This window comes from Paenibacillus nicotianae, from assembly GCF_042681745.1.
Classification (GTDB): Bacteria; Bacillota; Bacilli; order Paenibacillales; family Paenibacillaceae; genus Saccharibacillus; species Saccharibacillus nicotianae.
This window is the reverse complement of the sequence record NZ_JBHUGF010000010.1, coordinates 2,697,393-2,720,594: the sequence shown is the minus strand read 5'-3', so window position 1 is coordinate 2,720,594 and position 23,202 is coordinate 2,697,393. Positions and strand designations below refer to the sequence as shown.

The following is a 23,202-nucleotide window of genomic DNA, read 5'->3' as shown; positions in this document are numbered from 1 at the left end:
CCTCATGATATGACTTAGTCGTTATAGTTCGTCCCATGTTCATCATCTTGGTAAGTAATGACCGTAATATTGTTCTGACTAAGTATTTCTTTTAATGGATTAGGAACAGGCTGATTAGTAACTAAAATATCTACATAATCAAAATCCAATCGATAAAAAGATTTACTTGTAAATTTAGTATGATCTGCTACCACAATCACTTGATCTGACCTTCTAGCCATTTCTTGCTTCACCCGGGCATCTTCTTCATAAGAGTAATAGATACCGTCTGAACCGATAGCTACAGCTCCAATAAAGGCTTTATCTGCACGAATCTGACTCAGTTTATCGAGAATAGAAGGACCAAACAAAGATCGGTTTTTTACATTCAAATAGCCGCCAAGCAAATAAATTTGCATATCTTCTCTGTCTGATAAAATACCTACATTATCAATAGAATGGGTAATCACTGTAAGACGTTGAGCTTTAATTTGTTCTGCGACAAATTGTACAGTAGTAGATACATCCAAAATAACAGTCTCATGATCTTGAATAAGTTGAGCACCAAGCATTCCAATTGTTCTTTTAGGTTCGGCTTCATCAATAAGACGATCTTGATAAGACAGTATTTCTTTTTTTAATTGAGGTAACGAGACTCCGCCATGAGTACGGATAACGACTCCTTCTTGTACTAACCTAACAATATCTCTACGGGCTGTATCTTTGGATATTTCAAATTCACTACATATGTCAGCTACGCTCATAGATTGATGCTGTTTTAAATATTCTAATATTTTCAATAATCGCTCTTCTTGATACATATAAATCACCTCTTGTAAGTAATATTATGATTTTATATAATTATATTCAAGTAATATTTTTATTTTTTTAATGATTTATGAGTTTTTTTGAATTGGAAAGTAAAATAAAAGCATTTTGTAAAGTAATATAAAATGCAAAAAGTATGGGGAAAATGAAATATCCATTGGTGATTCATAACTTGAAGCTTTAAACTAACGATATTAGCACTTCGTATTAATAAAAATACGTGTCATTTAGTTAATAGATGAAGTAAAATGTATATTTTAAATCATCAAATATTTGTGAGAGTGCTCATAATCACTTCAATAGAAAGGATGTACATATGGAATATGGGAATATAGTGACACTGATCGTTTCAATCGTTACCGTTATTAATATTGCGTTGTCGATCGGATTTCTGTTTTTTGAAAAAAGGGATGCAGGCTATACCTGGGCATGGTTGATGATTCTCTTTTTTATTCCGATTGTTGGTTTTCTGGTGTATATCTTTCTCGGGCGTAATCTTAAAAAGAAAAATTTCTACGGGCTTTCTGCGGAAGAACGAGGATTTGTACAAGCAGAAGTCGATAAGCAGTTACTTACACTACAAGATAAGCAGTCTCAGGAATTTCCGATATCCCCTAAATATGATGAATTAGTCACACTGAATCTTAGATCAACCAATGCTTTATTATCGAATGATAATGAAATTGTTATTTTTGACGATGGGCATGCGAAGTTCGATGCTTTACTCCAAGATATTCAAGAAGCTACACGAGAAATCAATATTCAGTATTATATTATTCAACCCGATGTACTTGGCAAAAGATTAAGAGACGTTTTAACTCAAAAAGCCAGAGAAGGCGTGACAGTAAGATTACTTTATGATGAGGTAGGTTCTAAAAAAATCTCAGGTTCTTTTTTTAAAGAGTTACGACTTGCTGGTGGAGAAGTAGAAGTGTTTTTCCCGTCCTTTTTCAAATTAATTAACTTCCGCATTAACAACAGAAATCATCGCAAACTTTGTATTATTGATGGAAACATTGCTTATATTGGTGGGTTTAATGTCGGCGATGAATATCTTGGATTAAATCAAAAGTTTGGTTATTGGAGAGATACTCATTTTAGAATAGAAGGCGATTCGGTCAATCATATTCAAGGCAGATTTATTCTGGATTGGCATCAAGCTCGCAAAGAACAAAAAGAAGATTATCATGAATTTGAGTACCATTCTGAAAAGCATTATGGTAACAGTATGATCCAGATCGTGTCCAGTGGCCCTAACTCGGAGACAGAGCATCTCAAAAATATGTATATTAAGATGATTTTATCGGCTAAAAAGAATGTCTATATTCAGACCCCTTATTTTATACCGGATGCTAGCTTTATGGATGCGTGTAAGATTGCTCTTATTTCAGGAATTGATCTGCAAATTATGATCCCCAATAAACCAGATCATCCGTTTGTCTATTGGGCAACTTGGGCACATGTAGGGACATTACTGGATTATGGAGCCAAAGTTCTTTTGTATGAAAAAGGATTTTTGCATGCAAAAACGATTGTGGTGGATGAAGAAGTAGCTTCTGTAGGAACGATGAATATAGATTCGCGAAGCTTTAGACTGAACTTTGAGATTAATGCAATTGTGTACGATGAGCAGATTGCCAAGCAACTGCATGATCTATTTGATCAAGACAGTCTAGTCAGCAGTGAGCTAACACCTGAACGCTATAATAATCGATCATGGATCATTAAGTTTAAAGAAGGCATTTCCAGATTGCTTTCACCTATTCTTTGATCTCAGAAGAGTATGTTTTTAAAATGAGAGATTTAATATGTATTTACAAAGATGATATGTATCATTTTTTAATCTGTATTAGATTGTATCCAAAATAAAAACAAAAAGACGATCTGCACAATGTATGCAAATCGTCTTTTTGTTATATTTGTCTTAAGAGTTATCAGCAATTTTAAATGCTTTGATCATTTGTTCTGCTTGTTCTTTACCACCATTTTTATACGTATCTTTAGACATAGAGATAGATAACGTATACAGCGTTCCTTGATCTGCAACGATAGCTTGAACAAGAGCAATATCAACTTTTGCTTGAGCTTGTGTGTATTGACCTACAATCACAGCTTGATTTTGAGATGCATCTTGGTCATTACTAAGTAATTTAAAGTTAGCCATATTGGTTGTATCTTGCTCATAATAAGCTAATGTAGTGTCAACAACTTGTTTGATCGTTGCATTAGGATCAACTGCATTAACAGTCACATTCACATTATCTGCAAATTGAACTTTAGGTGCTGGATCATTGAAAGCGACTTTGATAGAAGGTTGGTTGAATGCTGTCGTATCATATTCTACCCATGAAGCAGGATAATCGATACTGAAGTTTTCACCTTCATAGGTTTTCATTTCAACAGCATCAGCTGTTTGTACATCTGTGTTCTCTGTAACTGTTTCTTCTGTTGCTGTAGTAGGTGCAGTTGTTGTAGATTCATTTGTTGCTACTGTTTTACTTTCGGCTGCTGGAGTAGCTTCTTTGTTAGCAGAACCACAAGCTGTTAAAGCTACAGATAGTAAAATGACTGGTACGATTTTTTTGTACATTTGAATAATAACCCCTTGTATGTGTATTGTCTCATCGGCTGAGAATATGACTTGTGCCTTATGTCGGAAAACAAATATAAGTATGTATCTATAAAATATACATAACTATATCTTTATCGGTAAATTAAGGAATAATATGAAGAGTCATTCTATTTTTATTAGATATGACAAAAAAAGCGCACTCCGGTTAATGGAGTGCACTTGTATCATACAGAACGTATTGTTTCTATCAATTTAGAACAGTTAGATGGAAGGGCAATCTCAGGAATCGTTGCAACATACGTAAGAGCAATATTATTGAGTTCAAAAAGTAATCGAGCCGTCTCATTTAAATAATAGATATATTTATAAGGCCAATCGTCATTTTCATCGTCATTGGTCGAGCAGTATAGCAAGATTTTGTCTTGCGTAGTCGCTAGATGACCTGTTTCTAACAACTCAAGTTGTTCTTTTTGGATCAACTGATTCAACGTCTCTTGAATATAACTAGAATATTTTTCTTCTCTAACCATATAAAATTTAGACATAATATCAGCTCCTTTCATATCTATAAACATTCTAACATAGGTCTATAGATTGTTTTACATACGAGAGCTCTTTATTTATTGATAATAATAGATAATTTATAATTTACATGCTCATTTAATTTGACAAGAAATTCATCCAGCTTCTCATTAGAAGGGAATTTACATTCAAGAATATAGCAACTATCTCCACTGATTTTATAGTTGTGAATCACGTAAGGTTCCTGTGTTTTTAGAAAAGAAAGGTAAGGCTGATGATGGGTATTTTTCGTAAAGATATTGATCAATGCGTGAACAAAATACCCCATCTTGATTTGGTTAATATTGATCGTATATCCTTCAATAATTCCACTGGCTTCCAGTTTTTCTACTCGTGCTGAAGCGGCAGGCCCAGTTAAATGTATTTTTTCTCCTAACTCTTTCATAGAGATCCTGCTGTTCTTAGAAAGCTCTTCTAAGATTTGCTGATCTGTATTATCCAACATTCTTTCAAATCCTTTCATTAATAAAGTTAAACGGTCAAAACACTTTAGGTAAGCCATGTATTTGCAATGTTTCAATAGTATACACTGTATGTAAATCAAACAAAAGGAGTTACATATATGAATATACAGCAAATCCGAAACGCGACTTTGATCATCCATTATGCAGGGAAAAAGTTTTTGATCGATCCATTTTTAGCGGAAAAAGGTACGTATCCTCCTTTTGCAAATTCAGCAAGACAAGACCAAAATAATCCGTTAGAAAGCTTGCCTATTCCTATAAATGAAATCATCGAGCATATTGATGCGGTGATTGTTACACATTTGCATTTGGATCATTGGGATAAGGTAGCCAAAGAAGTCTTGCCCAAAGACGTAAAACTATTCACTCAAAACGAAAAAGATGCCAAAGAAGTACAAAGTGCTGGCTTTCAACATGTAGAAATTTTGCAGGAAGATACCGTATTTGAAGGGATTCAATTGATCAAAACAAACGGAGAGCATGGTAGAGGAAATATGGTGAACCTGATGGGACATGTATCTGGAGTAGTCTTTAAGCATCCAGATGAGAAAACGTTATATGTAGCTGGTGATACGGTGTGGTATCAAAGCGTCGAAGAGACTATTCATACTTACAACCCAGAAGTGATTGTAGTGAATGCAGGAGCTAATCAACTTCTAGAAGGGGGGCCGATCATTATGGACAAAGAAGATGTGTATAAAGTTCATCAAGCTAGACCGACTGCGACACTTATTGCTGTTCATATGGAATCAGCCAACCACTGGGGATTGTCCAAAGCAGAACTGAAAAGATTTGTAGCTGAAAAGCATTTCTCTGCTCAACTATTGATACCGGATAATGGAGAGTCATATACATTTTAAGATAAGAAAGGATAAGCAATAGAAGAATTTGTATGATGAACGAGTAGAGCCAAAATGCTAGACCAAAAAGTATATCCTTCTTTCTTAAATCAAGCTTCAAATCAACTCTGCTCCAACAAATAAAATCCATACAATCAAAAAAAGGACGATCTACATCTATTTGTGTAGACCGTCCTTTTTGAGTCTTAGTATTGGATAAATGATCTGTAATTATGTGTATTAACGACTTTGTTGAATAATCAGGTTTTCTAATTTGTCAGCAATATATTCTGCACCACGATTTAAGTCACTATTACGAAGTTCTAACCATGCATGACGCTCGTCCATATCAAAGGCTTGAGCAAATAGTCCACCCAGTCCACGTCCACGACGATCCACTTCAACCAGTACTTGTAGTCCATGAGGTTCTAAGCGCATCACTAACTCTAATTCAGTAATCCGATTGCTAAATTCACGTCCTGGTGTAAATTCAAATTCTTGTACAAAAGGCACGCCATAACGAGAACGGGATAGATACTCAACCGATGAACTATGGAAATGGAATCCTAGCAATTCTGTAGCATGGAATACAGTTTCCATATAAGGATGGAGATGAACCGTAATATAATCGTGATCGGTCGGATCAAGGCTCATACCAATATCCAGTCCGGTGTGTAACCATACTTTTTGACGGTCAAACGTAATCGGAGTCTGAGACGGTAAAATAAAGGAGAATGGAATTTCTAACTTCTGTCCTTTTTTCACAACCATTTCATCAGAAACTTTGTATTGAGCCATAGCATATTGAACATGTTCTTTTTTCTCATCATGTTCACGAATATACTCGGTCATCACTTTGATATAGATATTACCGACTTCTTGATCGACATTACCGCCCTGAATATGAACCACTCCGTTAATATCTTCATTAGGATAATACTCTGTACGCTCTAAAATAGTATCGATTTTGGCTGCGCCTACTCCTACACGAGCAAGCATTTTGTTAAAGAATGACATTGGACATTTCCCCTTTTGAATAATAAGTTGCTAATTCAGATATGAACATATACGGCAGATGGATCTATACGTTTCTTATTTTTTTATAAAATGTCAGGATCTTTCCATTTTATAAAGTAATGTTCGACAAATATAAATAAGCTGTAGTGTTTCATACATGATGAATATAGGTATTAAGATGTAGGAATAAAGTTTAATAATCAAATAAAAAAAGGAGGAAAAGTTGTATATATTATTTTTAAATGCTTACAAATGTAATATCATATGAATATTATTTTATATAAATAAAATAAATGTCGATTTTTATCGAAAATAGGTCTAAGTGCTTATGTTACATATGGTAATTAAACCGATAATAATATTATTAAGATTTCCTGAATTTGTAATTTTAAATTGTGAGCAATAGATATGAGAGCAGAGGGATATAGAAAATGAATATTAAACAGAAATTATCAGGTGTTTTTGCTATTATGATACTTATCGTTTTGCTTGTAGGAACTATTGGAGGATATGAAGTTCATACAGCAAGTAAAAATTATCAAAATTTGCTGAATGGCAGAGTTCAAACAATATTAGCGATTAAAGATCTTCGCTATTTGGCAGGCGATCAGACGAAGTATTTAAGAGGATACTTACTTACAGGAGATACGAACCAACTAGACATGTTCAAGCAAAATAAAGAAAAGTTAATTGCAGATATTGCTACCTTACAACAAAAGCTAGCAGACGATTCTACAACTTTAAAAATGCTACAAGAGTTATCTGATTTACAAACTCAATACGGTGTGATTACAGATCAACTGATTATTTATAAAGAGCAAAACAATGTAGCTGCGTATACAAAAATGGTACAAGAACAATGTGTTCCGATGGCATTATCTTTGGCAGATAAAGCGCAACAAATGGAAGAATATCATGCTAATCTGTTACAACAAGCACAAGCTGAAACGAATAGTAGCGCAAATGTAACGTTATATACATTGATGATTGTAAGTGTTATTGCAGTTATTGCAGGTATTGTGATCGCATACTTTGTGATTCGTATGTTCTCTAAACCTATTGCTCTTGTAGCTGACGGGGCTAAAGAAATTGCTAAAGGTAATTTAACAATTGATGATCTTCATATTTCTAGCAAAGATGAATTGGGTCAAATGGCTAATTCATTTAATGAGATGAAAAACAATCTACGTGGTCTAATGCAAGTTATTGGCTCAAGTGCAGAGCAGATGGCTGCGGCTTCAGAAGAGTTAACAGCTACATCTGAAGAATCTGTAAAAACAGCAGATGAAGCTACAACTACTGTAACAGGAATTTCTTCTTCAGCAGGGCTACAATTACAACAAGTGATGGATAACCAACAACTTTTAGAAAAAAATACAGACAATATTTATCGTATCGCTGAATCTGTAGCATTAGTTGCTGATTCTTCTTCAAAAGCATTAAATGATGTAGAGCAAGGTGGAAGTAATGTAGAGCAGACTGTACTACAAATGAAAAATGTAGATCAGACTGTACAAGCAACAGCTACAGCACTTTACGAATTAGCAGAACAATCGAAAGAGATTGCTACGATTGTACAAGTGATTCGCGATATCGCTGGACAGACTAACTTACTTTCTCTTAATGCTTCTATCGAAGCTGCTCGTGCAGGTGAGCATGGTCTTGGATTCGCTGTTGTAGCCAGTGAAGTGAAAAAGTTATCTGAATATTCTAATGACTCGGCTAGACAGATCAATGACAAGATCGAAGATATTATTCAAAGAACTTCTCATGCTGTAAATAAAATGGAAGAAGGCGCTAAAGAAGTACAAAGTGGCACCAAAGCAGTACAACAAATGGGTACTATTTTCCAAAATGTACAAAATGCTATCCAGCTCGTTACTGAACAGGTAAAAGAAGTATCTGCGGCATCAAATCAAATTTCATCAAGTTCGTCTAAAATTCTGGATTCTGAGCGTCAAATTGCAGGTCTATCCCAACAGATCACATCAGACTCTAAAGAAGCAACTCAAGCTTCTACTATTCAATTAGAATCTATGCGTGAAATCTCAAATGCTGCTGAATCATTAAGCCATTTATCGATGGATTTGCAAAGTGAAGTTGCAAAGTTCCGCGTATAAGATTAGATTGGATAGATAAATAGAGTACACAAAATAGAACAAAATTCTTCTGTATAGAAGATGAACTAATGATAGAGAGTTCGTCTTTTGGATAGAAGAATTTTGTGCTTTTTGCTATAATGAAACGTCTGTTCTTATTTTGTAAGATAAAAGGTTATAATAAGGAGATCAGAACAACAGGAGGAACAATTCATGTCTTCTAAAAAAATATGGGGATTTGTGGTTACTGCTATTCTAGCAGGGGTTATTTATCTAGTGAATGGACATGTTGATCTAGGCGGGATATTGAATCCTAATCAAGCGTCAAATGGACAAGCTGATTATACTCTTGTCGTGCCTGCTGATCGTTATCCTAAGACTGCTGCTCATATCAAAGATGCTATAGCAGAAGGACACTCTGCGATCTGTACGATAGATCGTGGGGGTGCCAAAGCCAATCGTCAACTATCTTTGCGAGGAGTAGCCACCAAAAAAGGCTATGATCGAGATGAGTGGCCTATGGCAATGTGTCAGGAAGGTGGAGAAGGGGCAGATATTCGTTATATCAAACCTTCTGATAATCGAGGGGCAGGTTCATGGATAGGTAACCAATTAGACAATTATTCGGATGGCACAAGGGTATTATTTGAGGTAAAATAAGATAAGGATTGATTAAAAATTCGTTATTGAAAATTTATAAAGGAGGAATACCTGATGGGAACTTCTATTTTGCCGGCTGTGTTGCCTTTATTTATGGAGTTTAATGCGCACACACCTTACATTTTATTGTATGCAGTAATGATAGTAGTAGCATGTATTGCTTTTGGATTGTGGGTTAAAAAACTTAACGATACCAAAGATGATCCAGAATAAGCTTGAACAGATTATTGACTACTATAGTTATGCATAAAAAAAAGCTATCTTTGAAATCATAAACGATTTCAGAGATAGCTTTTTTTGTATAGATATTAGATGATTATTTTGCTGCTTGAGGTTGCAAATCTTCGATCGAATCGATATTCACATATTTCGGAACAACAAGACCTACTTTGACACCGGTCATGTTAGGGCCGAGATCATCCAGTTTGGTTTTGTATTTTTCCCAATAATCAGCATGTGTTAATGGTAACCATGCAGCTACAGTAGCATCTGCATCCCCATTAGCAACACCGGTGAACATAGGACCTGCTTCTACTTGTAGAGCAGTAACTTTGTAACCTAATTTATTTTCTAAAATGTATTTCATGAGATTAGTACTTGCGATTTCAGAATCCCACGCCACATAGCTTAGTGTTAATGTACTACCGTTTGCTTTTTTCAAGCCTTTCGTCCATTCATCGACACGATCAGCATGAGCTTCAACCCAATCTTTAGCAGCTACAGCAGGATCAGTACCATCTTGAATCGCTACCATCATTTCGCCCATTTCATCAGAACTCCATTCGAAACGGTCTAAAAATTCGTAAGCGGTTGGATCATCTTTTTGTAATCCTTTACGAGCTAGTGTATGAATCTCTTCAGCATCTCCGTATGATTTCTTCGGATCATCTAAATATTTAAGATCATATTTACTGAACATCCAGTGTGGTGTCCAACCTGTAATAATAATAGGCTCTTCATTTTTGATTGCTTTATCCAGTGTAGCTGTCATGGCTGCACTAGAACCTTCAACCAATGTCCAGTCTGTTAATTTGTAATCTTCAATCGCTTTGTGTGTAGCTTTCATTATGCCTGCGCCTGCATCGATACCGATAATCTGGTACCCGACTTGATCGCCAATAGCATCGGAGCTATTGGTTGTTTTGCTGCCCGGGAACGATGGAAATGGTTGACGGTTCGGGTTACAGGCAGAAATGATCATAATCAATATAATACAGGAGAAAAGCAGCAAGTTTTTATGCTTTTTCATGCGTATAATTCGCCCCTTTTAGTTATATTTTCAAATATTGCTGTTGTAGTTAGTGAGTTACTATTAAGCGCGTTGTTTGCGACCACTTTTGAATAAGCTTTGAGATAGACGGTCAAGTACGATTGCAAGTACAACAACAGCTAGACCTGCTTCAAATCCTTCACCAATTTTAAGTTGTCCAACAGCGCGGTATACAACAGCACCGATACCTTGAGCACCGATCATAGATGCAATAACAACCATCGATAGAGATAACATAATTGTTTGGTTAATACCTGCCATAATTGTTGGTAATGCTAATGGCAATTGAACTTTAAATAATTTCTGTCCACCGGTTGACCCAAATGCATCAGCGGCTTCTACTAATTCTTCTGAAACTTGTTTGATTCCCAAGTGTGTAAGACGAATCGTTGGTGGAATAGCGAAAATAACAGATGCAACAACACCAGGTACAACACCTAGACTGAAGAATGTAACAGCCGGTAGTAAGTATACGAATGCTGGCATAGTCTGCATAAAATCAAGTAAAGGTGTAATAATCTGTGCAGCTAATTTGCTAGAACCACACATAATACCAAGTGGAACACCGATAATGATTGAGATTAGAGCAGAAGTGATTACAAGACCTAATGTATTCATTGTTTCTGTCCAATATCCCAAGTTATAGATCAATAAAAATCCTAGTGCTGAGAATATAGCGAGCGACCATCTATTCGCGATATAACCGAGTATACCGACAATGATGACGAATAAGAACGGGTGTGGCAACATAAAGAAATACGTAAAAATATCGACAACATAACTAATGATGTTAGATACGCCTTTAAAAAATCCTGCCCAGTGCAGGCTCAGCCAATCCACTAACGTTTGAATCCATTGTGCTAAAGGAATCTTAGGCATACTCATTCACCTCTCCATTATCTACTTCGCCGGCAAGTGCACCCAGTAATGCTCCACGAATCAATACACCTGTTAAGCGATCACGTTCATCTACAACAGCAACAGGCAATTTCGCTGTGCTGACTAATTCAAATAATTCATTTAACATACGTTCTGGTTCGACTTGAGGCACATCGCGAATTAAGATGTCTTCAAGTTTTTGTTGAGTTTTCATAGCTGTTACAGCATCTTCTGCGGTAATAATACCGAGTAGTTTTTTAGAACGATCGATTACAAATAAGTTAGATACACCACGTTCACGCATCAATTCAAGCGCTACACGAGGGCCACGATCAAGTGTAATCGTTTCTGGTCTGCGCATAACATGAGAAGCTGTTAATACTTTAGATAAATCAACATCTTCGACAAAGCGTGCCACATACGAGTTAGCAGGCTGAATCATAATTTCTTCCGGTGTACCGATTTGAACAACTGCTCCATCTTTCATAAGAGCAATCCGATCACCGATACGAAGAGCTTCATCTAGATCATGCGTAATAAAGATGATTGTTTTTTTCATTTTATCTTGCAATTCAAGCAATTCATCTTGCATATCACGACGAATCAGTGGATCTAGTGCACTAAAGGCTTCATCCATCAAAAGAACTTCAGGATCATTAGCTAGAGCGCGTGCTAGACCTACACGTTGTTGCATACCACCACTTAGCTCATCAGGCATTTTGTTTTCCCAGCCTTTAAGTCCAACCAACTCAAGAGAAGTCTCTGCTTTGGTACGGCGTTCAGACTTAGCCACTTTTTGAATTTCAAGTCCATACTCCACATTTTCGAGAACACTACGATGAGGGAATAAAGCGAATTTTTGAAATACCATACTGATTGTTTTGCGACGTACATTGCGAAGTTGTTCTTTATTCATTTTGCGAAGGTCTTTACCATTCACAAGAATTTCACCGGATGTTGGTTCGATTAGACGATTGAACATACGAACCAATGTAGATTTACCACTACCGGACAATCCCATGATTACGAAAATCTCGCCTTCTTCGATTTCCATATTTACGCGATTGACACCAACAGTAATCTGTTTTTCTTTCGCCATTTTTTCTTTCGTCCAGCCTTGATCTAATAATTTAGCGTTTTGTTCTGCATTAGGACCGAACAATTTACTTACATTTTTGATTTCTAAAATAGACACTATTTGTCACCCCTTTTATATAGTAGAAAGATAAAGATGAAAAACATTATATTTACAGAAAATAAATGATTATTTTCATCATTTGCAAACCAACGAGCTTAATTGTAACAAATATAAGTTTGCAAATCAACCGTAAAACCCGTATATTTAGTATGTACAGAAAAAACTGTACAGAAAGTTTATAAGGAATACTTTAATATTCTCTTATATACTCACCGATGCTATTCATTTTGAAACTTTACTTTTAACAATAACTTTTTTAAAATGATGTAAGAAACTTAATATTCAGATCATAAAGAACAAACTGTATATATAGAATAGGAGTGTGCAAGCATGAGCTTGGACCAATTAGATGAGTCACAACAAGAAGCAGTAGAGAAAGTAAGAAAGCGAGTAATTGAAGTAATAGGACGCAATATGGATTTATATGGAGTTACATTATCTACAGGACATTTATATGGCATGCTCTTTTTTGCAGACAAGCCTATGACTCTAGATGATATGGGAAAAGAAATGGCAATGAGCAAAACAAGTATGAGTACAGGTATCCGTAATTTGTTAGATTTGCGTATGGTCAATAAAGTATGGGAAAAAGGATCGCGCAAAGACTTATATGAAGTAGAATATGATTGGTACCAGACATTTACTGATTTTTTCGCTATCAAATGGCGTCAATCAGTTGAAAGTAATATTTTAGTATTACGCAAATCGATCAAAGAAATCGATAAATTGATAGTAGATCTGGATAGTGAGTCACCTGCTACACAAGTATTGATCAAAGATAAAGAAAAAATGGAAGAAGCCGTACGCTATTATATGTGGTTAGATCGCTTAATCGATCTTATGGAAGAAGGACAGATTTTCGATTTTGTACCTAAAGAAGAATAGAATAATACATGATAACAACAATAGAATAGCACTCTATAAAAAAACCACTTTCACCTATAGGTCAGGTAAAGGTGGTTTTTGGTTTCAATACAAGGAATAACTATAGTATTTCTCCACAATATAATGATTAAAAAACATCAAAACTATCCTTGGCAAAACATCATCATTATTTATATATTAGGTCTGGTCGAGTATTGCTTCAAATGGTAATATAGCTTTGTATTACAAAATTGGCATAATCAACAGCCGATTCATCTCTATTTTTTAAGTTATTATTGGGTATTGTTTATTTATGTCAAACGATTGTAAGACCAAATTATGTGAACGTTAGTCACTGAAAAGAGGGATATCATTTGAATAAAGTCAAAGCTATGCGTACCTGTTCTATGATTACAATAACAGCATTACTTACGGTAAGTACTTTGCTATCACCAACTCGTTCCTTTGCGGCTGAACTAGGCACGATCAATTCTCCGTATCAGTTAACATCAACAGCGAATACAACCTTATTACATTCATCTGCTAATACGGCTCCAATTATTTCATCCCATATCAATGTGAAATCCAGTCAAATGATTAGAGTGATTGTACAGCTGAATAATGAACCTGTTGCTGTAGATCAGTATGAAGCTGATAAAGGAGTACAAAGTTTAACCACACAATCGGTAGAAGATACACAAGTCATAGCATCTACCGCTACAACGATAGATTCACAGCAGTCTCATTTTACATCTGCTGCTCAAGCTAAAGGAATAAAGATGACTGTCAATTATCGCTATAACACTGTACTGAACGGGATGGAGATTTCTATACCTGCCAATCAGATTCCAACGTTGGCTACAATTCCGGGTATCAAATCGATTTACGAAAATAATAATTATTATACAATTCCTGTGCAGGAACCAGCTACACTCACTGCAACAAGTGCTACATATGATGCTTCACCACTCAATCTAATCGGCGCTCCGATAGCCTGGCAAAAAGGGTTAACCGGCAAAGGAGTCAAAGTCGGTGTAATCGATACAGGTATAGATTATGAACATCCTGATTTGAAAGGCGCTTATAAGGGAGGATACGATTCTGTACATCATGATAATGATCCTTATGAAGATCCTCCATTATCTGTGAAAGATGATCCTCAAGGATTAGGATTTGCCGGCACATCGCATGGTACACATGTATCCGGGACAATCGTAGGTCAAGCAGCGAACCAGACAAGCGAAATTACGCAAAAAGGAGTCGCTTATGATGCAGAACTTCATGTCTATAAAGTATTAGGACGTGATTCGCAGACAGGACGTTCTACAGGGACAACAGCGCAAATTATTGATGGGATTGAACATGCTGTCAAAGATGGTATGGATGTTATTAATTTATCGTTAGGTACAGATGCAGACAAAGATGTTAACTCGCCAGATGTGATTGCGATTAATAATGCGGTATTAAGCGGTGTCGTGGTTGTGGTTGCTAACGGGAATGCGGCCGCTCCAGGTTCGTATTATTATTCGTTAGGTTCTCCAGCTAGTTCACCACTAGCGATTTCTGTAGGAGCTTCAACTGTTCCTGGCACTCAATATCAAGCGACTGTCACAGCTTCCGTCTATAGTGCTGATACAGTTAGTAAAGATACGTATGCTCAAAGTTATCCGTTAAATGCTATCGCATGGCGCACCAAACAAGACAATTTTGCTCAATATTTAGGAGATACTTTGTATCAAGGGGTATATGTTGGCTTAGGATTGGATAATGATTATAAAGGTAAAGATGTACAAAATAAAGTGGTATTGATCTCGCGTGGAGGTTCTAAATTTACAAACAAAATCACACTTGCCAAATCTAAAGGAGCCAAAGCAGTTATTATTTTTAACGGAGATGCGCAAGCCAATGATTCAACTGTAGCTGACTTATCCGAACATATTGCAGGGCGAGATGGAAATGTCGGAAGCGCAGCTTATATTGGCGATGGTTATCCGTATATTCCAAGTTTTGATATGGCGGGTGAAGCGGGGCGTGCATTAGCAAGAAAAGTTGTACAATCTCCTGCTACACCATTAACATTTACATTCGGCAATCAGTATCCCAAAACATCTTCGATAGGAGATACGATAGCTGATTTTAGTTCTCGTGGACCCAATCAGGATGGATCACTTGGAATTAAGCCCGATTTGGTGGCACCCGGTACCAATATTGAATCAACATTTCCAGCGTATGGCAAATGGATTAAAGATGCTTCGTACAAAGAAGCTTATTTACGACAAAATGGAACCAGTATGGCGAGTCCTCATGTAGCGGGGTTAGCTGTTTTGCTAAAACAAGAGCATCCTGACTGGACTCCTTTTGATATTCGAGCAGTGTTAGCTAATACCGCGAAGCCGCTCAAAGATGAAAAAGGTACATTATATGATGTCTATTCTCAAGGAAGTGGACGTGTTGATGTAGTAGATGCTGTCTATTCTCCTGCTGTTCTGGAAACGGTAGAACCGATTACTATTTTGGATAAACAATTGAAAAAGAAAACAGTGACTAACTACGGTTCGTCTGCTGCTTTTGGCGTGATCGCGGCAGGTGGAGTAGAACAATCCAAAACATTACAGCTCAAAAACACATCGACAACGAGTGTTCAATATCAAGCTAGTGTACACATGAATCCAAGTGTTACTTCAGATCCTTATCAGCCTGTAGCAACACCAGATGTAAGTCATATTGCAGCAAGGTTAAAAGGAGTCAATCCAGACGGTACTATTTTAGTCAGCGGCAAATCGACCAAAGAGTTTGCTTTGGCAGTTCAACCGGATACTACTGCTGTAACAGGAGATTACGAAGGAGAAGTGGTGTTAACTGCTAACGAGTATCCTACACTACATTTACCATTTGTACTGCATGTAGGAGCTAGTCTTCCAGATGCTGGATTAGGGATACAAGAAGTGACGCTAAGTGATCGCAATATTCGTTTAAATGGCAAGCAAGACAGTATCGATATCGGTTATCATTTGACAGCTACAGATTCCAATGTGATGGAATTGAATGTATACGATATGAACGATGTAGCTCAAGGAACACTAGCGCAGGTCGTTCAACCTGTGACAGAGGAAGGATATCCATTATTCAAGCCAGGGTATTATAACTTTAATCATATCGATAATGTAGTCATGGTCGCTGATAATAATGGAACTTCTTTAAAAACACTTTCACCCGGACAGTACAAATTACAATTAGCGGTATATCATGTAAGTCCACAAGGCGTTACAGATCCTAACTCTGTTTATCCTGCATACTCATCGTATATCATTACAGGTACAGAAAAAGATCGGATTCATACTGCTGAAAAGCCGTTCCATTATATTTTGGATGGACAACAGGTTATAGGTAAGCCTGTGATTGCACTGAATGATACAGATCGGCTCACATACAAAATATTATCTACAAGCGATGCCAAATACGTAGACAACAACGGAATACTTTTAAAATATCCAACGTCTGGTTCACGTATCGTCAAATTGAATATCCAGATTCGTTCAGTAGCCGATCCTACAATTCAAACAACAGTCAAAGCGTTAGTCAAAATCAAAGCAGCTAAAAAATAATTCAAAAATAGCATAATGCTAAATATAAAAAGAACCTTTTCTAATAGACACACCAAACCTGCGGGTAAAATTGTGTTATTGGAAAGGTTCTTTTTTATTCCATTTAATGTAATATATATTAAAAAATTGGTTAAAGATTGATAAAAAATCATTATTTCATTATAACTAACGCAAATTTTGTCTATAGATGGATAAAATATCTAGCCACTGGTTAATTCAGGTGGTAATATAACTTTATGTTACAAAATATTCCTCACATTCTTCGTAAAGGAGGTTATTATAGCTTACACATAAAGTCATATATTAACGATTTAATTCTGGGGCTACGTTTTAGTTCGGTAACAAATCATTACACAGACTATCTAACTTAACGAAATGAGGGAAATCATTTGACGAAGTTACACGTTATCCGTAAATTTTCTGTTGTCTCCATGGCAGCAGTTCTTGCTGTAGGTACTTTATTATCGCCGACTGCTTCTTTCGCAGCTGAAGCAGGCACAGGTACAGCATCCTCTCCTTATGAAATAGGACGTAATCTACCAAGTGTTTTACTAAATCAGACTTCTAACGAAGCACCGATTATTTCTCCTAAATTAAATGTAACTTCTAGCAAAGTAGTTCGCGTGATTGTGCAATTATCGAATCAGCCAGTGGCTGTAGGTCAATATGCTGCTGAAGCAGGCGTACGTAGCTTTGCAACTGAATCAACAGAAAAAGCGATTGATTCTCAACAAGCGACTATCGTGAATGCAGCTAAAGAAAAAGGCATTTTGTTAAAAGTAAACTATCGTTACAATACGGTTCTTAACGGTATGGAAGTTTCTATCCCGGCGAATCAAATTCCCAAATTAGCGGAATTGCCAGGTGTGAAATCTATTTATGAGAATAGTGTGTACTACACCATTCCCGTACAAGACCCTCCTTCGCTTACAGCAACAACTGCTACATATGATGCTTCACCTTTGAACTTAATTGGTGCACCTGTAGCTTGGCAAAAAGGTTTGACAGGTAAAGGTGTTAAAGTGGGTGTAATTGATACAGGTGTCGATTATGAGCATCCAGACTTAAAAGGCGCTTATAAAGGCGGATACGATTCTTTTGAAAAAGATAACGATCCTTATGAAGAGCCACCGATCGCTATTGAGGACGATCCATATGGTACAGGATTTGCCGGTACATCGCATGGTACTCACGTATCGGGAACAATTGTAGGTCGTGCCGCTAACAAAACAAGCGATATTGTACAAAAAGGGATCGCTTATGATGCAGACCTTTATGTCTACAAAGTATTAGGACGTAATGCAGAAACAGGACGTTCTTCTGGTTCTTCGGCACAGGTTATTGATGGGATCGAACGTGCAGTCAAAGACGGTATGGACGTTATCAACTTGTCTCTAGGTTCTGATGCTGAAAAAGATGTCAACTCACCTGACGTTATCGCAATCAACAATGCTGTACTTAGCGGTGTAGTTGCTGTTATTGCGAATGGTAATGCAGCCAAACAAGGATATTACTACTATTCTATGGGTTCACCTGCATCGTCTCAGTTGGCAATTTCTGTAGGAGCTTCTACTATCCCGACCAAACAGTTTACTTCGACAGTAACAGCTTCTGTATACAAAAATGAAGCTGAAGATACAGCAGAAGCAGTCAGTGCTGCGGCAGTTAATTATCACAATGCAGATGACATCACAACAGTAACCGCAGATGCTTACGGTCAATCATATGGATTGAACTTGATGGCTTGGCGTACAGGAAATGAAGATTTCCAAAGAGTACTGGGTACTTCTCCATTAGACGGTGTCTATGTAGGATTAGGTCTTGTTGGTGATTATGTAGGTAAAGATGTAAAAGATAAAGTGGTTTTGATCTCGCGTGGTAGTGCTACATTCGTAGACAAAATCAAAGTAGCTAAAGAAAATGGAGCCAAAGCCGCGATCATTTTCAACGGTAATGTCAAAGCATCTAATCCATTGCAAGCAGATTTGTCTGAAAGTGTAAGTGGACGTGACGGACAAATCGGTTCTAGTGCTTTCTTGGGTGATGGTTTTGAATACATCCCGACATTTGATATGGCTGGTAAAGAAGGACGTGCTCTTGCAAGAGAAGCATTGAAATCTTCTGCTGATGCACTAACATTCAAATTCGGAAGTAGTTATCCGAAAACAGAAAAACGTGGCGATACAATGGCTGACTTCAGTTCACGCGGCCCGAACCAAGATGGATTGTTAGGGATCAAGCCAGATCTTGTAGCTCCAGGTGTAAGTATTGAATCAACAATTCCTGCGTATGGTAAATTTATCAAAGATGCTTCGTATGCAGAAGCGTATACGCGTCAAAACGGAACAAGTATGGCAAGCCCGCATATCGCAGGTCTAGCTGTATTGCTCAAACAAGAACATCCTGATTGGACACCATTTGATATTCGCGCAGCATTGGTGAATACAGCAGATGTGATCAAAGATGAAAATGATCAACAATATGATGTCTATTCTCAAGGTGCTGGACGTGCAAATGTAGCTTCAGCAGTCTACTCTCCAGCTTTGTTGGAAACTGTAGAACCTATCGTGATTCTAGATAAAAACTTGAATAAGAAAACAGTCACTAACTATGGTTCTTCTGCTGCATTTGGCGTATTAAAACCAGGTAGTGCAGAACAAACGAAAAAACTGCAATTGAAAAACACTTCTTCATTATCAGTGTCTTACAAAGCAAGTATCAAATTGCATCCTGATGTAACTTCTGATCCTTACAACCCGACTTCAACACCGGATGTAAGTAATATCAGTGCTACACTTAAAGGATTGGATGCTAATGGTTCTATCTTGCTAGGCGGCAATTCAACAAAAGAATTCTCATTAGCTGTGAAACCTAATGCTTCTGCGGCAACAGGTGCTTATGAAGGCGAAGTGGTGTTAACAGCGAACGGATATCCGACATTGCATTTACCATTTGTACTTCATGTAGGTACTGAATTACCGGATACAGGCTTGGGTATTCAAGAAGTAACAGTAAGCAATACTAATATTCGTTTGGATGGCAAGCAGGATGTAGCAGATGTTGGTTTCCATTTAACATCTAAAGATTCTAATGTTATCGAGTTGAACGTATATGGTCTGGATGATGAGCTTAGAGGAACAGCAGCTCAATATGTTCAGTCTCCAACCGAAGAAGGTTATCCTTTATTTACTCCAGGATACTACCAGTTCAATGATATCGATAATGTAATTATGGCTTCTGAAAATGGTAAAGTATCTCTTAAAGCACTAGAGCCAGGCACATACAAATTGCAATTGGCTGCTTACAATGTATCTCCAACAGGTGCAGTAGATGACAGTTCTATTCATACTTCTTCTGCTCAATACCGTATTGTAGGTACAGAGAAAACGCGTATTGCAACAGCGAAAAAACCGTTTAACTATATCATTGATGGTAACAATGTCCTTGGACAATCTGTATTTACATTACCAACAGATAATCGTTTAGATTACAAAGTATTGTCTAGCGATGATCCGAAATATGTAAATAACAATGGTGTATTAATCAAATATCCAGCTTCTGGATCACGTATGGTGAAATTGAAAGTTCAAATCACTTCAGTGACTGATCCAACAGCAACAGTAACTGTAAATGCATTGGTTAAAATTACTGCTCCTAAAAAGTAATATAGAAGTAGTGTATGCACGCTAATAAGTATGATGTAACAAAAAGACGCTCTAGCTAATAGCTGAGCGTCTTTTTTTGATCTGAAATGGATAGTAAGCAAGTATTCAGCATAGTCGCTCTATGATGAAGCAGATACACCTAGCTGACGGTACAATGATTGTTGTTGCTGTAAAGCTTCTTGATATTTAGGATGATCTTCTTGTTCAAGCATAAATAATAGATCATCATGGAAATCTTGAATCATATATCCTTCTGGCAAATCTTCGAACAAACTATGGAAATCAACGACAGGCAGATTCAATTGTCCTTGAGCTGCTTGTTCCATCCAGTGAATCCAATCTCCCAATCTCAGAACATTAGTCATCCACAGGTCTTCCTGTAAGCTGATACAGTCTTGCAATACTTCATATACATCGGGTTCTGCAAACCGGCGAGAAGCTTGCACAGATAGCTCATATAATGATTGAGCAGCCGCATAAGCTTCTACACCTAAAGAATGTTCTAGATGATTGAAATAATCTTCAACTTTGATCTCATGACCATCATCATACAGTAAAGGCACAACTGCCCATTGGTGCAAAATATCTGTTAGTGTATCGTCATTGATAATACCTTCAACATATAATTGTTCAATTTGGTGTGTTGTCATATCCAGACCTCCAAGAATTCAGTACGGGTTATGATTTGATTATGTAATCATTCCCGTTTGCATTATACCTTAGAATGTCTTACAACACATCTTCTTTTTCCCATTGTGATCCATAAGGAGAAGGGCAATAGGAGGCAGCTAATCGTGTACGGATATGAATAAGACAGCCACAATGTTTGCAGGTGGTTCCGTATTGTAAAGAAGTGCAAGACAGGCAAGCATTCATACGTGCTTGTTGTACAGGCTCAGGTGTTAACTCATGTGGCTGTTTGTGTTGGATCGCGATAGCGACTAAGCGTTCAATCTTTTCGTCAGACAGTTGAGGGCTACGGTTACAACCTTTGCATCCATGAGTGATTGCTGGCATCAGCAGACCGTCCTCTCTGTTAGATCAATGTAATCGCTGCGACAGAAGCCGCTGGAAGTTCAAAAGTTAACGTGCCGTCTTTGGCAAAAGAAACATCCAAAGCTACCGGTACGATCTGTTCTGGCTGTTCAAATGTATTATGTGTATTGAGAGCAGAAGCTGTTAATACTTTGCCTTGAATATCAGCAGGGGTAAAGCCTTCAATGTTGCAAGAGAACGATTCGCTTTCATTATGGCTCAAGTTACAGATTGTCAGATGAACCCGATTCAGATAGTCTTTTGAAGCCGCTGCACTGATTTTATCAATCGATTGAGCACCCATTGTATATTTAGGGCTAGTATATTGTAAGTCTATTCTTTCACTATCCTGATGTACCTGATACATATTGAATACATGGTATGTTGGCGTTAGTATCAATTGATCGCCTTCTGTCAAAATCATCGCTTGTAGCACATTGACCATTTGCGCAATATTTGCCATTTTGATACGATCTGCGTATTTATAAAAAAGATTTAAGTTCACTCCAGCTATGATCGCATCACGCAATGTATTTTGCTGATATAAAAATCCTGGATTGGTTCCTGGTTCTACATCTGTCCAGATTCCCCATTCATCGATAATCATACCGACTTTTTTCTCAGGATCGTATTTATCCATAATTTTGGAATGTTTAATAATCAATTCTTCCATATACAATGTATTTTTGAATGTCGTAAACCATTCTTCTTCTGTAAAATCAGTTGCTGAACCTTTACTTGATGTCCAATCACCGGAAGGAAGCGTGTAATAGTGCAGACTTAATCCGTTCATCAAATGCCCAGCTTCGCGCATCAGCACTTCTGTCCAATGGTAATCATCACTATTTGCTCCGCAAGCGATTTTGTAAATCTGATTGTCGCCATAGTTGCGCACATAGGTAGAATAGTGTCTATAGAGATCAGCATAATATTCAGGGCGCATATTACCACCACAACCCCAGTTTTCATTGCCTACACCAAAATAAGTTAATGTCCACGGTTCTTCCTGACCGTTCTGCTTGCGCCAGTCTGCCATCGGAGATTGTCCATTCAAGGTCATATATTCAACCCATTGTTGCATTTCATGAACAGTACCACTACCGACATTGCCACTGATATAAGGTTCTGTCTCAAGCAACTCACATAATCGTAGAAATTCATGGGTACCAAAATGGTTATTTTCTTCTACGCCACCCCAGTTGTTATTGACCATACGAGCACGTTGTTCTACAGGCCCGACTCCATCTTTCCAATGGTATTCATCTGCAAAACAACCTCCTGGCCAGCGCAGAACCGGAATATGAAGTTTGCGTAACGCTTCTATGACATCGATACGCATACCTTCGATATTAGGAATAGGTGAATCTTTGCCTACCCAGATGCCTTCGTAAATACAACGTCCTAGATGTTCAGCAAATTGTCCGTGGATATGCCGATTGATTTTCCCTGTGATATCTTGAATATTCATATTCATGTTAATCATATATATATACCTCCTTGATATCGCTTACATCACGATGATAACACGTTTTTTAAGAATATATAATATAATTTTACGACATAAATTAGAATAACGTTTGTATTTTTATTAACATAACGATATAGTGGAAAGGTATTCGTTTACGTTACACACATTTGGTATTGGA

Annotated in this window: 17 protein-coding genes and 2 pseudogenes; 8 read left to right on the top strand and 11 right to left on the bottom strand. The window is 37.1% G+C overall.

Features of this window, described 5'->3' with window-relative positions; translation table 11 throughout:
- Window positions 1–14: 14 nt before the first annotated feature.
- The gene (locus ACFSGI_RS16220; protein ID WP_204825238.1) at window positions 15–800 is read right to left on the bottom strand and encodes a DeoR/GlpR family DNA-binding transcription regulator; all 786 of its coding nucleotides are present in this window, start codon (window positions 798–800) and stop codon (window positions 15–17) included.
- Between the two features lie 323 nt (window positions 801–1,123).
- Between ACFSGI_RS16220 and cls the strand changes: the two genes are divergently transcribed.
- Window positions 1,124–2,578: a cardiolipin synthase gene (gene cls / locus ACFSGI_RS16215; protein ID WP_204825237.1), complete on the top strand. Its 1,455-nt coding sequence runs from the start codon at window positions 1,124–1,126 to the stop codon at window positions 2,576–2,578.
- Window positions 2,579–2,731: 153 nt separating this feature from the next.
- On the opposite strand, the gene ACFSGI_RS16210 is transcribed toward cls, so the two are convergent.
- From ACFSGI_RS16210 to ACFSGI_RS16200, 3 genes are all read right to left on the bottom strand, one after another.
- Entirely contained in the window at window positions 2,732–3,397 is a 666-nt protein-coding gene (locus ACFSGI_RS16210; protein ID WP_204825236.1) for a PsbP-related protein, read from the bottom strand.
- Window positions 3,398–3,603: 206 nt separating this feature from the next.
- Window positions 3,604–3,924 carry a hypothetical protein gene (locus ACFSGI_RS16205; protein ID WP_204825235.1) on the bottom strand — a complete coding sequence of 107 codons (321 nt, stop codon included), beginning with the start codon at window positions 3,922–3,924 and terminating at the stop codon, window positions 3,604–3,606.
- Between the two features lie 71 nt (window positions 3,925–3,995).
- Entirely contained in the window at window positions 3,996–4,406 is a 411-nt protein-coding gene (locus ACFSGI_RS16200; protein WP_204825234.1) for an Lrp/AsnC family transcriptional regulator, read from the bottom strand.
- Window positions 4,407–4,523: 117 nt separating this feature from the next.
- On the opposite strand from ACFSGI_RS16200, the gene ACFSGI_RS16195 reads away from it, so the two are divergent.
- Window positions 4,524–5,285 carry an MBL fold metallo-hydrolase gene (locus ACFSGI_RS16195; protein ID WP_204825233.1) on the top strand — a complete coding sequence of 254 codons (762 nt, stop codon included), beginning with the start codon at window positions 4,524–4,526 and terminating at the stop codon, window positions 5,283–5,285.
- Between the two features lie 219 nt (window positions 5,286–5,504).
- On the opposite strand, the gene ACFSGI_RS16190 is transcribed toward ACFSGI_RS16195, so the two are convergent.
- Window positions 5,505–6,281, bottom strand: a complete 777-nt coding sequence (locus tag ACFSGI_RS16190) for a sporulation protein (protein WP_204825232.1) — start codon at window positions 6,279–6,281, stop codon at window positions 5,505–5,507.
- 431 nt (window positions 6,282–6,712) lie between these two features.
- On the opposite strand from ACFSGI_RS16190, the gene ACFSGI_RS16185 reads away from it, so the two are divergent.
- From ACFSGI_RS16185 to ACFSGI_RS16175, 3 genes are all read left to right on the top strand, one after another.
- Window positions 6,713–8,401 (top strand): methyl-accepting chemotaxis protein, encoded by a 1,689-nt coding sequence (locus ACFSGI_RS16185; RefSeq protein WP_204825231.1) that lies wholly within the window; start codon window positions 6,713–6,715, stop codon window positions 8,399–8,401.
- Between the two features lie 192 nt (window positions 8,402–8,593).
- Window positions 8,594–9,040: a NucA/NucB deoxyribonuclease domain-containing protein gene (locus tag ACFSGI_RS16180; RefSeq protein WP_204825230.1), complete on the top strand. Its 447-nt coding sequence runs from the start codon at window positions 8,594–8,596 to the stop codon at window positions 9,038–9,040.
- Between the two features lie 54 nt (window positions 9,041–9,094).
- On the top strand, window positions 9,095–9,253 hold the full coding sequence (locus ACFSGI_RS16175) for a hypothetical protein (RefSeq protein WP_161594229.1): 159 nt from the start codon (window positions 9,095–9,097) through the stop codon (window positions 9,251–9,253).
- A gap of 103 nt (window positions 9,254–9,356) precedes the next feature.
- On the opposite strand, the pseudogene ACFSGI_RS16170 reads toward ACFSGI_RS16175, so the two are convergent.
- From ACFSGI_RS16170 to ACFSGI_RS16160, 3 genes and pseudogenes are all read right to left on the bottom strand, one after another.
- Window positions 9,357–10,157 (bottom strand): annotated as a pseudogene (locus tag ACFSGI_RS16170) (glycine betaine ABC transporter substrate-binding protein); the annotation flags it as partial.
- 216 nt (window positions 10,158–10,373) lie between these two features.
- Window positions 10,374–11,189, bottom strand: a pseudogene (locus ACFSGI_RS16165) (ABC transporter permease); the annotation flags it as partial.
- A complete protein-coding gene (locus ACFSGI_RS16160; protein WP_204825228.1) occupies window positions 11,182–12,384 on the bottom strand; it encodes a quaternary amine ABC transporter ATP-binding protein in 1,203 nt (400 codons plus the stop codon). The gene ACFSGI_RS16160 and the pseudogene ACFSGI_RS16165, both read right to left, overlap by 8 nt.
- 333 nt (window positions 12,385–12,717) lie before the next feature.
- Here ACFSGI_RS16160 and ACFSGI_RS16155 point away from each other — a divergent pair, with 333 nt between their 5' ends.
- From ACFSGI_RS16155 to ACFSGI_RS16145, 3 genes are all read left to right on the top strand, one after another.
- On the top strand, window positions 12,718–13,272 hold the full coding sequence (locus ACFSGI_RS16155; protein ID WP_204825227.1) for a GbsR/MarR family transcriptional regulator: 555 nt from the start codon (window positions 12,718–12,720) through the stop codon (window positions 13,270–13,272).
- Window positions 13,273–13,625: 353 nt separating this feature from the next.
- On the top strand, window positions 13,626–16,856 hold the full coding sequence (locus ACFSGI_RS16150) for a S8 family serine peptidase (protein WP_379283666.1): 3,231 nt from the start codon (window positions 13,626–13,628) through the stop codon (window positions 16,854–16,856).
- Window positions 16,857–17,245: 389 nt separating this feature from the next.
- Window positions 17,246–20,521 carry a S8 family serine peptidase gene (locus ACFSGI_RS16145; protein ID WP_379283664.1) on the top strand — a complete coding sequence of 1,092 codons (3,276 nt, stop codon included), beginning with the start codon at window positions 17,246–17,248 and terminating at the stop codon, window positions 20,519–20,521.
- Between the two features lie 119 nt (window positions 20,522–20,640).
- Here the strand turns inward: ACFSGI_RS16145 and ACFSGI_RS16140 are convergent, their stop codons facing one another.
- From ACFSGI_RS16140 to ACFSGI_RS16130, 3 genes are all read right to left on the bottom strand, one after another.
- Entirely contained in the window at window positions 20,641–21,171 is a 531-nt protein-coding gene (locus ACFSGI_RS16140) for a hypothetical protein (protein ID WP_204825226.1), read from the bottom strand.
- 79 nt (window positions 21,172–21,250) lie between these two features.
- Window positions 21,251–21,538, bottom strand: a complete 288-nt coding sequence (locus tag ACFSGI_RS16135; RefSeq protein ID WP_204825225.1) for a hypothetical protein — start codon at window positions 21,536–21,538, stop codon at window positions 21,251–21,253.
- Window positions 21,539–21,557: 19 nt separating this feature from the next.
- Window positions 21,558–23,039 carry an alpha-N-arabinofuranosidase gene (locus ACFSGI_RS16130; RefSeq protein ID WP_204825224.1) on the bottom strand — a complete coding sequence of 494 codons (1,482 nt, stop codon included), beginning with the start codon at window positions 23,037–23,039 and terminating at the stop codon, window positions 21,558–21,560.
- Window positions 23,040–23,202 lie beyond the last annotated feature (163 nt).